We start from the raw sequence: 14565 nt of genomic DNA on the forward strand, positions 1-14565 counted from the left end.
GTTATTCCTCTCTTTCGGGCTTTTTATCTGTTACGTAGCCGCACTGCTCATCTGCGCAGGCAATCTTGTTTCCCTTTATAATCATATATCCTCCACAACGAGGGCATTTTTCTGCAACTGGTCTGCCCCAGCTCATAAAATCACACTCAGGGTTGTCAATACAGCCATAGTATTTTCTTCCCTTCCTTGTTTTCTTAAGCACAACATCCTTACCGCATTTAGGGCAATTGACGCCGATTTTTTCAAGATAAGGCATAGTGAATCTGCAGTCAGGAAATCCCGGACATGCCAAAAACTTGCCGTGAGGTCCGTATTTTATAACCAGATTGCGTCCGCACTCAGGGCAGATTTCATCTGTCACCTCATCATGTATTGTAACCTTCTCAAGCTCATTTTCAGCCTTGTCGATTGCATCTTTAAGATCAGGATAAAAATTCTCAACAACTGTCTTCCAGTTAACCTTCCCCTCTGCTACCGCATCTAAAAGTGACTCCATATTGGCTGTAAAATGCTCATCGACAATAGTAGGAAATGATTCCTTCATAATAGAATTAACAACCTCTCCTATCTCTGTCACATAGAGATTTTTACTCTCCTTGGTAATATAGCGTCTGGCAAGTATTGTAGATATTGTTGGAGAGTAGGTACTCGGACGTCCTATTCCAAGCTCTTCAAGCGTCTTTACCAAAGAAGCCTCAGTGTAATGTGCCGGGGGCTGGGTAAAATGCTGCTTAGGCAAAAGCTCCTCAACTGTAAGAAGCGATTCTTCTGTCAGAGGATTTTTAAGAACAGGCTGCTTTTCTTTCTTTGCATCGTCTGCGGCAGTATATGCAAGCTCAAAACCATCAAATAACAGTCTTGAGGTAGCAAAGCTGAATACATAATCTCCGACTGAAAGCTTTACTGTAGTAGTCTCGTACTCGGATTTTGCCATACGGCTTGCAGTAAAACGCTTCCAGATAAGCTGATAAAGCCTGAACTGGTCTCTCGACAGTGACTCCTTAATCTCAGAAGGCACTCTGTTTATATCAGTTGGCCTGATTGCCTCATGGGCATCCTGGATATTTTTGCTGCTCTTCTTTGTTCCCTCACCGTTGGAAAGATATTTGTCTCCATAGCTTTTTGAAATAAAATCCTTTGCCATGGCCTCAGCCTCATCTGATACACGCACAGAATCGGTACGCAGGTATGTGATGATACCTACCGTACCCTGCCCCTTTATGTCTACTCCCTCATAAAGCTGCTGAGCTATACGCATTGTCTTTGAAATCGGAAAATTCAAAGCCTTTGAAGCCTCCTGCTGCAAAGTACTGGTCGTAAAAGGAAGCGGAGCTTTATTGCTGCGCTGTCCTTTTTTGATATTTTGCACTTTGCAATCCTTTCCATTTATTTCGTTAAGCACCTTATCCATCTCTTCCTTTGAGGAAATGGCTATCTTATTGTCGCCCCTGCCGTATAGCTTTGCAGTGATCGGCTTCTTCTCACCCTCCACATCAACCGTGGCATCAAGGCTCCAGTACTCCTCAGGGATAAATGCATTGATTTCATCCTCCCTGTCACAGATAATGCGAAGTGCAACAGACTGCACTCTTCCCGCACTAAGCCCTCTCTTAACTTTGGCCCAAAGCAGCGGACTGATTTTGTAACCTACTATACGATCCAAAACTCGTCTGGCCTGCTGTGCGTCCACAAGATCCATATCTATTTTTCTTGGATGCTTTAATGATTCCTTGACAGCATTCTTCGTGATCTCATTAAAGCTGATACGGCTGACATCCTTGCCCTCAAGTTTAAGTGCGTGAAGCAGATGCCATGAGATGGCTTCTCCCTCACGGTCGGGATCGGTTGCGAGATATATCTTATCGGCCTTCTTAGCCTCCTTGCGAAGCTTAGCGAGTATTTCACCCTTTCCGCGGATTGTGATATATTTTGGTTCAAAATCTCCGTCCACATCTATTCCAAGGCTGCTCTTTGGCAGATCCCTCACATGACCGTTTGATGCCATTACCTCATAGTTCTTTCCCAAGAATTTCTTTATAGTCTTTACTTTTGCAGGCGACTCTACGATAACCAGATATTTAGCCATTATAAACTCCTTATATAGTAATTTGGAATTGTCTCCTTAACAAATCCTTTTTGTATAAGATCTTCTAACACTTCAAATAGTTCCGATAATTCATACGGCACTTTTTGAGACAATGTCCCGATTGCGATAGGACAAAAATCGAGTAAACTATACACCAATGCTTCTTTTTTATCAAGTATATTTTTTCTGAAATCCATCTGTGTGCACTCTGTAAACCCAGTCATTGTAATGTCTGAGACAAATTCATCAATATTATAAATAATGCCTGCGCCCTGCTTTATCAGGCTGTTGCAGCCGTAGCTTAAGGTGTCGGTGATACGCCCCGGAATGACATATACGTCCTTTCCCTGCTCCATTGCAAAATCAGCCGTAATCAGTGAACCGCTTCTCTTTTTTGCCTCAACTATAACTACTATATCGGATAACCCGGAAATTATTCTGTTTCTCATCGGAAAAAACATCTTTTGCGGGTCGGTGCCCGGCATAAGCTCGCTGATTATGCCTCCGGAGAGCTTTATTTTATCATACAGAAAGCGGTTCTCTTTCGGATAACAGGTGTCTGCTCCGGAGCCAAGAACTGCATATGTATTTCCACCAGCCTCCAGACACCCCATATGGGCATCTCTGTCTATTCCTCTTGCCATGCCGCTGATTATCTGTATCCCCTGCCTTGAAAGTGCTGCTGCCAGTACCTTTGCCACCTCGCAGCCATATGCGCTTCTGCCCCGTGCTCCGACTATAGCGACACTTTTTCTTGATTTGTCGGGAAGAGCGCCTATGTAAAAAAGACTATACGGCGGATTATGTATATTTCTAAGCTTGTCCGGATAAGCCTCATCCTCCATTGTTACAAAGCCGATATCCTTCTGCTGAAATAATATCCACTCCTTCTCTACGTCATAGGAAGCTCTTGATTCAAGGATTATTTTTCTGTCATCATCTGTGAAAAACAAAATATCAAAAAGCTCATTCTTTGGCATAAAAAACAGCTTTTCTGCCGTTATACTGCAATCATGCAGAAGCTTTTTCTTCGCATTGCTTATATCTGTAAGGCTTGTAAGCCAGTATTTGAACTTCATGATACAGCACCTCCCCAGAACTTCTCATTGATGCTTCTGTAGCATATAGCTTCGTTGAGATGCTTTGTCTTTATGCTTTCACAGCCGTCCAGATCAGCTATTGTACGCGCAACCTTAAGTATCTTGTGGTATGTGCGTGCCGTCAGTCCAAGCTTGTCAAACATATTTTCCATGTAGCTTTTCTCTCGACTGCCGAGGAAACAGTATTTTTCCAGCTTGTCAGTTGATATTTTTGAATTATACGAAAAGCTCTCACCTTTAAACCTTTCTTTTTGAAGCTCGTGGCAGTGCATAACACGCTTTCTTATGTCCACAGATGATTCATTGGATGTAGTACTGTTTATATCCTCAAAGCTAAGCGGTGACGCCTCCACACATATGTCAATTCTGTCTATTATAGGCTGTGAGACCTTATCAAAATATCTGCGCAGAGTCGGCTCTGAGCAGCGGCACCTTTGCATATCGGGATAATAGCCGCAGCTGCATGGGTTCATCGCACCAAAAAGCAGAAAATTAGCCGGATAAGTCACGTTTCTGCCGGCTCTTGAAAGCCTGATGCAGTGCTCCTCAAGTGGAGCCCTGAGCAGATCCAGCAGGCCGCCCTTAAACTCAGCGAGCTCATCCAAAAACAAAACGCCATTGTGTGCAAGCGATATCTCGCCCGGATTAATTCTCGTTCCTCCGCCGATTAATGCGGCCTGGGTGACGGAATAGTGGGGATTTCTGAATGGCCTGTTGTCTCTTAAGGAGCTGTCATTGTCCAAAAGACCGCAGATACTGTATATTTTTGACAGCTCAAGCCTCTCATTTTCACTAAGAGGAGGCAGAATGGACGGCATACGCTCTGCTATCATTGTCTTGCCTGCACCGGGAGGTCCGACAAGCAGTATATTGTGCATACCACCCGCAGCCACCTCACATGCTCTTTTAATAAATTTCTGTCCGTTAACATCACAAAAATCGGCGTATTTTTCATCTATTTGCAGCTCATGTGCCATACCGGTTTTCTGACACGTAAATGCTGTCTCATCAAACTGTGCAATTACATCATTTAAATGGCTTATCCCAAATATTTTTGCACCGCAGACGAGTCTGCCTTCATTTTCATTCTGCTTTGGAATAATAAACTTTCCAATGCCTTTGTTGTACTCATCAAATACAATCGGCAGAATACCGCTGACCGGCAAAATTTCACCGTTTAGATTTAGCTCGCCTGCAAGTGTGCAGTCCTTTATGCTATCAGCGTCAATCACCCCCATAGCTGTTAAAATAGCAACAGCTATAGGCAGATCAAAGCCTGTTCCTGTCTTTTTAATATTTGCAGGCGATAGATTTACTGTGATACGCTTGGCAGGCAAAACAATGCCAACGCTGTGCAGCGCTGTTTTAACACGCTCCTTTGCTTCTCTCACCTCTGAGGTAAGATTTCCAACCATATCAAAAACAGGCATACCGGTTGAAATATCAACCTCCACCTGTACCGGAATCGCACTGATTCCATCCAAAACAGCCGTTCTGACTGTACTGTACATATATACTCCTATTCCAATTGGGGTAAATGCATAGACAAATGCACAAAAGACATGGCTCTATGATAACATATTTTTGCCTTTTGTAAACACCTATTCGAGCAGTTTCCGTAATTTTTTCAAACCGGCCTTTTCAATTCTTGAAACATATGACCTCGAAATGCTGAGCGTTTTAGCAATCTGTCTCTGTGTCAGCTCTTTTTCACCGTCTAGTCCAAAGCGTTTCGTAATAATATAATATTCTCTGTCCGATAAAACGCTTCTCATATTTTGCCTTAAAATCTTGAGCGATTCAGATACCTCTATATCCGATACCACATCAGATTGTCCATTCTCAATCACATCCACCAGATGAATCTGGTTTCCCTCCTTGTCAGTGCCTATAGGTTCAAATATGGACACATCACCCCGGCTCTTTTTACGGCTTCTAAAGTGCATCAGAATCTCATTTTCGATACATCTGATTGCAAAGGTTGCAAAACGATTTCCGTAATCAGCCTTGAATGATGACACTGCTTTTATCAGTCCTATAGTGCCTATGGATATGAGCTCCTCCATCTCATCCTCGCTTACTGCATATTTTTTTGTAACATGTGCCACAAGGCGCATATTGTGTAATATAAGCTCATCCTTAGCTTCTTTATCATTTTGAGCCACTTTTTTCAGACATTCCGTCTCACGTTCTAAACTAAGAGGTGATAAAAATGTATTCACATAGCACCCTGTCATTATTTGCTTATAATATATTATGTTCAAATCTGTATTTTGTGATATAATCTTTGCCATGAATAGAAAAATAGACTACAAAATCAATGAAAATGATACAGGAAAAACAGTAGAAGGCTTTTTGAAAGAGCATGGCTACACACATCAGGTGCTTGTCAGGCTGAAGCAGACAGACCATGGCATACTAAGAAACGGTATATGGGCCTATACAAATGAAAGGCTGTGTAAGGATGATTTAATCACAGTCCAAATTGTCGAAAACGAATGCTCTGATAATATAGCACCTGTAAATCTGCCTCTTGATATAGCATACGAGGACGATGATATCATCGTAATAAACAAGCCGTTTGATATGCCTGCCCATCCCTCCGCCGGAAACCATGACAACACGCTTGCAAATGCGCTCATGTACTACTATGGCAGTCAGAACAAGCCGTTTGTATACAGATGCATAAACAGGCTGGACAGAGATACCACAGGGCTTACAATTGTCGCAAAGCATGCACTTGCAGGCGGGATACTTGGCAACGCTGTCGCAAAGCGTGCCATCCACCGGACATACTACGCCGTCTGCAGTGGGTGTACACCTGCATGCATGCGCATCAGTGCTCCGATTGCAAGAAAGGATGCTTCCACCATAGAGCGGTGTGTTGATTTCAAACGCGGTGAATATGCAGTAACCGACTTTATCAGAATCAAATATAACCCGGATAATAATTTATCGCTTGTCAAGCTAAGACTTCTTACCGGACGCACTCACCAGATACGCGTCCATATGAAGTATATCGGTTTTCCACTGATAGGTGACTTTTTATATAATCCCGACTATACATATATATCCAGACAAGCACTGCACTCAGGGCGTCTTGTTTTCACGCACCCTGTCACAGGACAAAAAATGAACCTCATATCTGATATTCCATCAGACATGAAGTCCCTGTTCTAGTTGGTTTATTTTATCCTTTTCGTATGGGATATGCCCTTTTAAAACCTCTTTTTTTATGTAGCTGTAAGTATATTTTTCTCCCTTTACAGAGAGCATGACAAGCAGATACTCAAGCATTGCTTTTGTATCGGGATGAATCATGTAGTGATCCACGCTTTTTTCATAGTATTCCAGTGCACTTTTGTCGGTGTACTTTTCTTTCTGATAGTTTTTTGAGGCGCTTACACGGTCTATAAACATCTCGCAGACATACCTTATGGGCATTTTCATGCCCTCCATTTTTGTATGTGTTTTATCGTCCCCCGGCTTTGAAACAGCATAGTCAATCCAGTACTCCAGGTGATGCTTATTGCGTCCCTTGTGATGAAGCCACGCAGATGAATAGCCCCTGTCGGCTCTCTCCGCATTATTCGGGCTCATATACCCCTTGTAATACCTGCAGCCGACGAGAAACTCAGTCGGTGAATATTTTGACATGTCATGAAGAAGTCCCTGTTTATAAAGCCCTATCCTAAAGCACCCCTGCATGACTAAAATCTTATGATGTGTAATTGTTATAAAATGTCTTATTGCTTTCATATGTCTATCTGCCTATGAGGATGTATACCGACTGCGGTGAGACATCTGCATACTGCTGGTTTTCACACAGCACCGGAGTGTCATAAAACGGTTCTTTGAGCGTAGAATCGCAGACTGCATACCATTTCATTCCTTTCTTTAGCTTAGGAAGAGCTAACTTCTCCCTGGATGAATAAAAATTGTAAGCTACGTATACATAGTCTTTATTCACTTCATTGTAATCCCCACAGTACATCACACCTACACATAGCTTTGTGGCATCACACTCGCCTATCCAGGCATTCTTGCAGTGGTAGGACAAATCAGGATACCCAACAGCCTTGTAATCGCTGAATTTAAACGGCTTTGGACAGGAAATAACAGGATGCTCATCCCTGAATTTGATAAGTCTGGTTAAGAACCTGATGTTTTCCCTTCTGCTATGCTCATTTGACCAGTTCACCCAGCCTGTAGGGTTGTCCTGACAGTAAGCATTGTTGTTGCCATCCTGTGAATTACAGATCTCATCACCTGCCATAATCATAGGCACTCCCTGTGCCAAAAACAAAAGAAGCATGGCATCCTTCCACTTAAGTTTTCTTATCTCACGGATAAACCTCTTTCGCGAAGGACCCTCACAACCGTAATTATTGCTGAAATTCCATGAAGGACCATCAGCATTTTTCTCACCATTGGCCTCATTGTGGCGGTCATTGTACATGAATAAATCGCTCAGGGTAAAACCGTTATTGCTTGATATATAGTTTATAAATCCGACATTCTCCCCCTGCTTTTTCTGCTGGTTTAAAAGCTCATACATATTGCAGTTTATATGGTTTAACATCATACGCGCCGCAAACTGGTACTCCTCCTTGTCAATATAGAGATTTTCATATGTCCTGTTTTGCGGTACAACCGACATATCAAAGCCATCATAGAGTATCTTTGTCCGGCTAAGGAGAGCATCCTGCACAATCGCAGTAACAGGCAGCCTGTCCCCAAGCAGCTTAAAACCATCTACATGAAAGCTCATGACCCAGTATCTGAGCGCATCGAGTATCAGATTGTGGTCAGTTCTGTCCGGAAAATACATCTCTACGATACATTCCATGCCATTTTTGTGCAGCCTTTCAACGAGACGCCTAAGCTCATTGGAGGCATCTGAAGCGTCACTGGCATATGATGCTTTTACGGCAAAATAATTGCCGGAGGTATAGCCCCAAAAATTGACCTTGTCATTTTCTGTATGCACACTTTGCTCATCTTTTAAGGAATACTTCGGCTTTGCATATTCCGGAATATCGTGCTTTACAGGGATTGTCATTTCTTCAAACTCGTATACAGGCATGAGAAGAATTGAAGTAAAGCCTAATTTCTTGATGTAATTTATTCTGTCCGATACAGCCTCAAAGGTGCCCTTATGCTTTTTGTTCCCTGAAACATCCATGGAAAAACCTCTCACATGAAGCTTATACAGCTTCATCCGGTCCCTGGTTATCTCAGGAAAGCTGTCATATTTCCAGTCAAAATCACTACTGTCTATCCCGCATGCTATTTCGTAGTCATTATCACTTCTTGTTTTATCATTCCATTTTTCTCTGCCGAAAATTCTTGTGGCATAGGGATCTATGCACCTTTTTCCATTAATTCTAAAATAATATGCATACTCATTACCGCAAAAGCCATGAACTCTCACAGAGTAAAGAGAGCCTGTCGAATACTCACCGGGTATATCAAGCTCACAGGCTGTATTTCCTGATTTATCAAGTAAAACAATGCTGCATGCATCCTCTTTTTCTGCCGCGAAAGTGAATATCGCACTATCCCCGTCAATATAAGCACCTGTTTTTAAAAAGTTTCCCTTTGTTAATCGAAATTTCATGCAACACCATCCAATCAAAAATTCTAGTATTTATTTATTATACTAGTTTTGACTTTTTTTGTATAGAATAATTTGATATAATATAATAGTTACTTTAGATTACTATAAAGAAAGAGGTACAATATGGCAGAAAAAGCAACACCTGTTACACCTGAAGAGGCAGACGACATCCGCGTGACACTTGATCTGGACAACGGAAGTGTCGAATGCAAGATTATCACTATTTTTGATGCAGATCACAAGGATTACATAGCTCTTCTACCGTTAGACAAAAATGGCAACGAGAATGAGAGTGGCGAAGTGTATCTGTATCGCTATTTCGAGGACGAGGAAGGTCTTCCGAGAATAGAAAACATCGAATCCGACGACGAGTACGAGGCTGCTGCCGACAGATTCGATGAGCTTTTGGATGACGAAATGTTTGATGATATTTAATCATCTCTACTATTATTTTGTCTAGGTTCTTTACTTTCACGGACAAACCTGGAGGCTTGGGCTGATTTATCGTTTACCGACTTGACCGAGTAAACAGACAAGCTTGTCTTTGCACGGGTCATGCCGACATAAAACAGCCTTCGCTCCTCCTCTATGTCCTTTTCAAGCACAGCCTTTTTATACGGCATTATCCCTTCATTTGCATCAATTATATACACGTTTTCAAATTCAAGCCCCTTTGAGCTGTGAAGGGTTGCAAGTGTCACGGCATTAGGGTCACTTTCTTTCGATAAAGCCATAAGCTTCATCTGCTTTGTATATTCCCTTATATGCTCATACCACTCTTCATATGTAGCAAAGCCCTTGGCTCCTGACTGGATTTCATCCAGTATATCAAACAAATCCTCTTTATTTATATTTCGATACTCGGCATATTCAGCTAAAAAGTCGTCATAGCCAATCCCTCTTCTGATATAGTTTATGCTGGCATATGGATTCATCCGGCTTATAAGCTTCATGTCATACTCAAGCTTTTCTATCCGCTCAGCTATCCACGGCTTCTCATCAAACAGCTTAATCCACTCATCAAATGCCACAGTTGCATCACACAGGCTGTCTCTTGACAGATACCGCTTAGGTCTGTTCATAATCTGCAAAAAATCAGCTCTGTCTCTGCTGCCTCCTGCAATTCTTTGGTATGTAAACAAATCTCTGGCAATCCAGTGCTCATATATATTAGGTATATTATCCTTGGTTTTGAATGGGATATTATAGCTCATAAGCTGCTCTATAAGCTGTCTTGGCTGGGTATTTGTCCTGAAAAGCACCGCAAAGTCGCTGAATACAGCTCCCGCCTTTATCTTTTTATCTATATCGCGTATAAGAAAGATATTTTCGTCTCTTCTGTTTTCAAAATCAGCAAACGTAACAGGTGCCTTTGACTTGCTTGCCGCAATGATTTTCTTATCAAATCTCTCCCTGTTGTGCGAGATGAGATTCAGCGAGGCCTCCACTATATATCTGCCACATCTGTAATTAGTATCTAAAAGGATTCTTTTTGCATCCGGATAGTCCTTCTCAAACCCAAGCATTATCTCAGGCTTTGACCCTCTGAAGCGGTATATTGACTGGTCATCATCTCCTACAATAAACAGATTGTTCTGTGGAGCGGCAAGCATTTTTATAATCTCATACTGCAGACGGTTAATATCCTGAAACTCATCAATCAGTATGTATTTATACTTGTTCTGCCACAATGCCAGTATATCAGGTCTTTCCTTAAACAGCTCATAAGTATACGAGAGCATATCATCAAAATCAATAAGCCTGTTTTCCTTAAGCCTTGTCTCATATTTTTTATATATATCCCTGAATATTTCCTCACCACACACTCCCGAGTAGAAATTTTCTATATCAATGCGGCTGTTTTTAATCAGACTGATTTCAGCAAGTAAATTGCCTATAAACTCATTCTCATCCTTGTATTCAAGGCGGTAGTAGGATAAAATTTCCCTGATAAAGCCGTATCTCACAGACTCATCAGCAATATTGGCACTTGTAAAGCGATATGCATATTTGAGTATCGTAAAAAAGACAGCATGAAAAGTACCAAAAGATACGTTCACCCTCTCGTCTTTCATCAGTGAATTAAAACGCTCCTTCATCTCATTTGCAGCAGCCTTGGTAAAGGTGATAACTAAAATCTCAGAAGGCTTCACATGATGCTTTGTTATTAATTTTTTAGTCCTGTGTGTGATAACTGCGGTCTTACCGGAACCCGGTCCTGCTAAAACAAGCATAGCGCCATCCTTGTGTTCGATGGCGCCAAGCTGGGCTTTGTTAAAATTCATAAAATACCCTTTGTTAATAGATTAGTTATTAGAAAGCTTTTCTATGCCTTTCTTAATTCTGGCTATAGACTCCTCTTTGCCAAACACCTCCATAAGCTCTGTAGCTCCGCCCGGTGTCATCTGCTTGCCTGAAACAGCGGTACGGATTGGCCACATAACATAGCCTATCTTATAGCCCTTTTCTGTAGCATATGCCTTAAGAGTCTCAAAAAGTGCATCATTTGAGAAATCATCACAGCTTTCAAGAATAGGAACTACATCGTTTAATACCTCAAGTGATGTCTCTGGGTTTGTCTTCATCTTCTTGTGAGTATACATTGCAATATCATAATCCGGAAGCTCTTCAAAGAAATCAATATGTTCCTTGATATCAGGGAATATCTCAATACGTGTCTGGACCATTCTTGCTATCTTCCTAAGGTCATAATCCTTTGTGACAACCTCCTTAATGTATGGCAGTGCCATCTCATAGAATTTGTCAAAATCAAGCTTCTTTATATACTCTCCGTTCATCCATTTAAGCTTTGTGAAGTCGAATACAGCAGGTGATTTGCTCATATGATGATAATCAAACTTCTCAACAAGCTCAGGAAGTGACATGATCTCCTGATTGTCTGAAGGACTCCAGCCAAGAAGCGCTACAAAGTTTACAATAGCCTCTGTAAGGAATCCCTGATCCAGTAAATCTTCAAAGGATGAGTGACCGCATCTCTTTGAAAGCTTATGATGCTCCTCATCTGTGATAAGCGGACAGTGTACATATACAGGTACATCCCATCCAAATGCCTCATAAAGTCTGTTATACTTAGGGGATGATGAAAGATACTCGTTTCCTCTGACTACATGTGTGATGCCCATCAGGTGATCATCTACTACGTTTGCGAAATTGTATGTAGGATATCCGTCAGATTTGATAAGAATCATATCATCAAGCTCTGCATTATCTACTGTGATATCTCCGTAAATCTCATCCTCAAATGTGGTTGTGCCCTCTGTAGGGTTGTTCTGTCTGATAACATATGGCTTGCCGGCCGCGAGATTTGCCTCAATCTCCTCCTTTGACAGGTGCAAGCAGTGCTTGTCATATATAGAGATTTCCTTTCCTGCAACAGTTGTTTTAAGACTGTCAAGACGCTCCTTGTCACAGAAGCAGTAATATGCCTCTCCCTTGTCAATAAGTTCCTTTGCATACTTCATGTAGATACCCTGTGCCACACGCTCACTCTGCACATATGGACCGCATCCGCCATCCTTGTCAGGTCCCTCATCATGGACAAGTCCTGTCTCTTCGAGTGTCCTGTTTATAATATCAACAGCACCCTCCACCTGGCGTACCTGATCTGTATCCTCTATACGGAGAATGAAATCACCGCCCTCATGCTTTGCAATCAGATAAGCATACAGTGCTGTTCTTAAATTTCCTACATGCATTCTTCCTGTCGGGCTTGGTGCAAATCTTGTTCTAATCTTACTCATTTTAAAATGTGCTCCTCTATATTAATATTTTTTAGTCATTTTTCAATTTGAAATTATATAACAATATGGAAATTTTATCAATCCTCAGATTGAACTTCCATATCAAGCTCTGCGATTTTATTTAAAATTCTGTTTACCTCGTGGATTCTGTCACCAAGCTCGTTCCTGTGTGATAAAATCTCGCGTCTTAGCCTGGTTATAGTCTCCACATTGCAGGACATCCTGCCCCTTAATTTTTGTCTCCTGACTATAAGTTCATGCTTCTGCTCAACCATCTCCTTGTGATCCACAATAGCGTTTGTGTAGTTGAGCCATACTCTGGCATCGTAGAAGTCATTTTTACTAAGCACCGAAACAAGCTTTTTGCTGTTGTATTCCAGATCCTCGTTTGTCCTTCTGAAGCGCTCCTTGTCTTTTACAGCGAGAAGATACTGCTCATAGTTGTATACAAATTCCTTTGAATTCTTCACATGATACTTCTCGTATGTATAATCAACAGCATTTTTTATACTTACATACTTGATCTTTACTCTGTTTTCAAGAGCTACTGCTTTATTTTTGGATGCTGCAGCGCTTTTTACTTCATCTGAATAGCTTTGATATGTCAAAAGCACAAACGAGCCTGCAACCGCTGAAAGAAGTGCCCCGATAAGCATAAAGATAGTGGTATCGGCTCCATATACAATCTGCATCAGCGTGCATACAGCTACCACCACAGCAAAAAATATCACTAAAAGCACTGCGTACACCCTAAATGCCCGCTGTCTGCTTTTGGCATATTCACCATCTATATCGAACTGCACTTTTTCTCCCTCGAGATACCTCAGGTCTTTATTTATTACATCCAGACTGCTTTCGTTTTTTTCAAGACGCTTTATTGCCCGCGGAATCTCATCCTCCAGCTGCTGCATCTGCGCATACTGGCTGTCTGATATGCGGTTTTTGGTCTTTAAAAAATCACTTCTGGTCTTTTCGAGTGTCAATATGTTTGCAGCCGCATCATTCATGGTCTTTTTATCTGTCTCTGACATATTTTCCATCCTTTCTATGTCAGTCAGATAATTTGTGACAAGTGCATACTCTGTTCTGTTATCCTCGAGTTCTCTGGCGGCATCAACCATCTGTTCACATATTTCAACTACATTGAACCCTTTAGTACTCTCATCCGGTATACTCTCAATATGTAATTGTGTATCATCGGTCTTTTTTTTGCGTTTAAATAACATGCGCCCTGTAATCCTCTTTGTATTTCAAAATTGTTTCTTTTGGTCTGCCCTCATCGCAACCATCTGAAGCTTCTGCATATACGCCCTTTAATACGTTGTCCAGATTATTTATTTCCTGCTCTGTGACACTATATTCCCTGACAATACGGGCATATCCTATGTCGTTATTATCAAGCTTATAGGCATATAGACAAGACCACAGTGATTTTCTGTCCCCATTTTGCCTGAAAGCCTCAAGATATAAATCCGCTGCTATATCAAACAAAAACAGCTGCACATAGGCTGTAGCCAGATTGTGATATATGTTTCCGTACAATTCACGCTCAGTATGCTTTGCATCCTCACATGACAGCAGCTTTTTGTATTCAAAAATTGCTGCAGTGTACTTTTTCTTCTCCATCAGTCTGTCTGCCCTGATTTTCAAGCACTCAAACTCGCTCTTTTCCTCGAGCTCCTTAAGTGCATCATGTGTGTTCTTAAGCTCCTCCTTAGTGCAGTAGCCGCTGTACTCAAGCAGCTCAGTCACAAAAGCAGACAGTCTGCCGTTTGTGGATATAATGGTTCTAAGATGCATGGCAAGCTTTGGCAGATGTGCATGGTTTTCAATCCAGGTGCACAGCTCAAGACTCATAAAGTCATCATCCAAAAGATATGTATTGTTGATTATATAATAATTAAGCTCCTCTATTGAGTAAACATTTATAGACACACCCTCTATGTAATAGGGCATGGCTGCTATAGCTTCATTACACAGTAATAATTCTCCCATATA

General features: G+C 41.5%; 12 protein-coding genes. 2 read left to right on the top strand and 10 right to left on the bottom strand.

Annotated features, from left to right (window positions below; all coding sequences use genetic code 11):
• Position 1: 1 nt before the first annotated feature.
• The 4 genes from topA to sigK all read right to left on the bottom strand — a co-directional run bounded on the left by topA (position 2) and on the right by sigK (position 5480).
• Positions 2-2086 carry a type I DNA topoisomerase gene (topA, locus tag EUBREC_RS08155; RefSeq protein ID WP_012742655.1) on the bottom strand — a complete coding sequence of 695 codons (2085 nt, stop codon included), beginning with the start codon at positions 2084-2086 and terminating at the stop codon, positions 2-4.
• Positions 2086-3165: a DNA-processing protein DprA gene (gene dprA, locus EUBREC_RS08160; protein ID WP_012742656.1), complete on the bottom strand. Its 1080-nt coding sequence runs from the start codon at positions 3163-3165 to the stop codon at positions 2086-2088. The genes topA and dprA overlap by 1 nt, the downstream gene beginning before the upstream one ends.
• Positions 3162-4697 carry a YifB family Mg chelatase-like AAA ATPase gene (locus EUBREC_RS08165; protein WP_012742657.1) on the bottom strand — a complete coding sequence of 512 codons (1536 nt, stop codon included), beginning with the start codon at positions 4695-4697 and terminating at the stop codon, positions 3162-3164. Before EUBREC_RS08165 ends, dprA begins: the two co-directional genes overlap by 4 nt.
• A 90-nt stretch (positions 4698-4787) precedes the next feature.
• Entirely contained in the window at positions 4788-5480 is a 693-nt protein-coding gene (gene sigK / locus EUBREC_RS08170; RefSeq protein WP_012742658.1) for an RNA polymerase sporulation sigma factor SigK, read from the bottom strand.
• Between sigK and EUBREC_RS08175 the strand changes: the two genes are divergently transcribed.
• A complete protein-coding gene (locus EUBREC_RS08175) occupies positions 5479-6366 on the top strand; it encodes an RluA family pseudouridine synthase (protein WP_012742659.1) in 888 nt (295 codons plus the stop codon). The two genes, sigK and EUBREC_RS08175, sit on opposite strands and share 2 nt — an antisense overlap.
• Here EUBREC_RS08175 and EUBREC_RS08180 read toward each other — a convergent pair.
• The gene (locus tag EUBREC_RS08180) at positions 6343-6945 is read right to left on the bottom strand and encodes a DUF5662 family protein (protein WP_012742660.1); all 603 of its coding nucleotides are present in this window, start codon (positions 6943-6945) and stop codon (positions 6343-6345) included. The genes EUBREC_RS08175 and EUBREC_RS08180 overlap by 24 nt on opposite strands.
• A gap of 4 nt (positions 6946-6949) precedes the next feature.
• Positions 6950-8806: an alpha-amylase family glycosyl hydrolase gene (locus EUBREC_RS08185; RefSeq protein ID WP_012742661.1), complete on the bottom strand. Its 1857-nt coding sequence runs from the start codon at positions 8804-8806 to the stop codon at positions 6950-6952.
• A 123-nt stretch (positions 8807-8929) separates the two neighbouring features.
• Here EUBREC_RS08185 and EUBREC_RS08190 point away from each other — a divergent pair, with 123 nt between their 5' ends.
• A complete protein-coding gene (locus tag EUBREC_RS08190) occupies positions 8930-9241 on the top strand; it encodes a DUF1292 domain-containing protein (protein WP_012742662.1) in 312 nt (103 codons plus the stop codon).
• Here the strand turns inward: EUBREC_RS08190 and EUBREC_RS08195 are convergent.
• The 4 genes from EUBREC_RS08195 to EUBREC_RS08210 form a co-directional block, all read right to left on the bottom strand.
• Complete coding sequence (locus tag EUBREC_RS08195) at positions 9238-11091, bottom strand: ATP-dependent helicase (protein WP_012742663.1); 1854 nt, start codon at positions 11089-11091, stop codon at positions 9238-9240. The two genes, EUBREC_RS08190 and EUBREC_RS08195, sit on opposite strands and share 4 nt — an antisense overlap.
• 21 nt (positions 11092-11112) lie before the next feature.
• Positions 11113-12567, bottom strand: coding sequence for a glutamate--tRNA ligase (gene gltX, locus EUBREC_RS08200; protein ID WP_041254052.1), 1455 nt, complete (start codon positions 12565-12567; stop codon positions 11113-11115).
• Positions 12568-12644: 77 nt separating this feature from the next.
• Entirely contained in the window at positions 12645-13793 is a 1149-nt protein-coding gene (locus EUBREC_RS08205) for a hypothetical protein (RefSeq protein ID WP_012742665.1), read from the bottom strand.
• Positions 13783-14562: a hypothetical protein gene (locus EUBREC_RS08210; protein WP_012742666.1), complete on the bottom strand. Its 780-nt coding sequence runs from the start codon at positions 14560-14562 to the stop codon at positions 13783-13785. Before EUBREC_RS08210 ends, EUBREC_RS08205 begins: the two co-directional genes overlap by 11 nt.
• Positions 14563-14565 lie beyond the last annotated feature (3 nt).

It is taken from the genome of Agathobacter rectalis ATCC 33656 (assembly GCF_000020605.1).
In the GTDB taxonomy this organism is placed as follows: domain Bacteria; phylum Bacillota; class Clostridia; order Lachnospirales; family Lachnospiraceae; genus Roseburia; species Roseburia rectalis.

Bases quoted from the DNA above. Each gene is read 5' to 3' on its own strand.
- topA (WP_012742655.1), bottom strand. From the start codon at position 2,086: ATGGCTAAATATCTGGTTATCGTAGAGTCGCCTGCAAAAGTAAAGACT.
- dprA (WP_012742656.1), bottom strand. From the start codon at position 3,165: ATGAAGTTCAAATACTGGCTTACAAGCCTTACAGATATAAGCAATGCG.
- EUBREC_RS08165 (WP_012742657.1), bottom strand. From the start codon at position 4,697: ATGTACAGTACAGTCAGAACGGCTGTTTTGGATGGAATCAGTGCGATT.
- EUBREC_RS08175 (WP_012742659.1), top strand. From the start codon at position 5,479: ATGAATAGAAAAATAGACTACAAAATCAATGAAAATGATACAGGAAAA.
- sigK (WP_012742658.1), bottom strand. From the start codon at position 5,480: ATGGCAAAGATTATATCACAAAATACAGATTTGAACATAATATATTAT.
- EUBREC_RS08180 (WP_012742660.1), bottom strand. From the start codon at position 6,945: ATGAAAGCAATAAGACATTTTATAACAATTACACATCATAAGATTTTA.
- EUBREC_RS08185 (WP_012742661.1), bottom strand. From the start codon at position 8,806: ATGAAATTTCGATTAACAAAGGGAAACTTTTTAAAAACAGGTGCTTAT.
- EUBREC_RS08190 (WP_012742662.1), top strand. From the start codon at position 8,930: ATGGCAGAAAAAGCAACACCTGTTACACCTGAAGAGGCAGACGACATC.
- EUBREC_RS08195 (WP_012742663.1), bottom strand. From the start codon at position 11,091: ATGAATTTTAACAAAGCCCAGCTTGGCGCCATCGAACACAAGGATGGC.
- gltX (WP_041254052.1), bottom strand. From the start codon at position 12,567: ATGAGTAAGATTAGAACAAGATTTGCACCAAGCCCGACAGGAAGAATG.
- EUBREC_RS08205 (WP_012742665.1), bottom strand. From the start codon at position 13,793: ATGTTATTTAAACGCAAAAAAAAGACCGATGATACACAATTACATATT.
- EUBREC_RS08210 (WP_012742666.1), bottom strand. From the start codon at position 14,562: ATGGGAGAATTATTACTGTGTAATGAAGCTATAGCAGCCATGCCCTAT.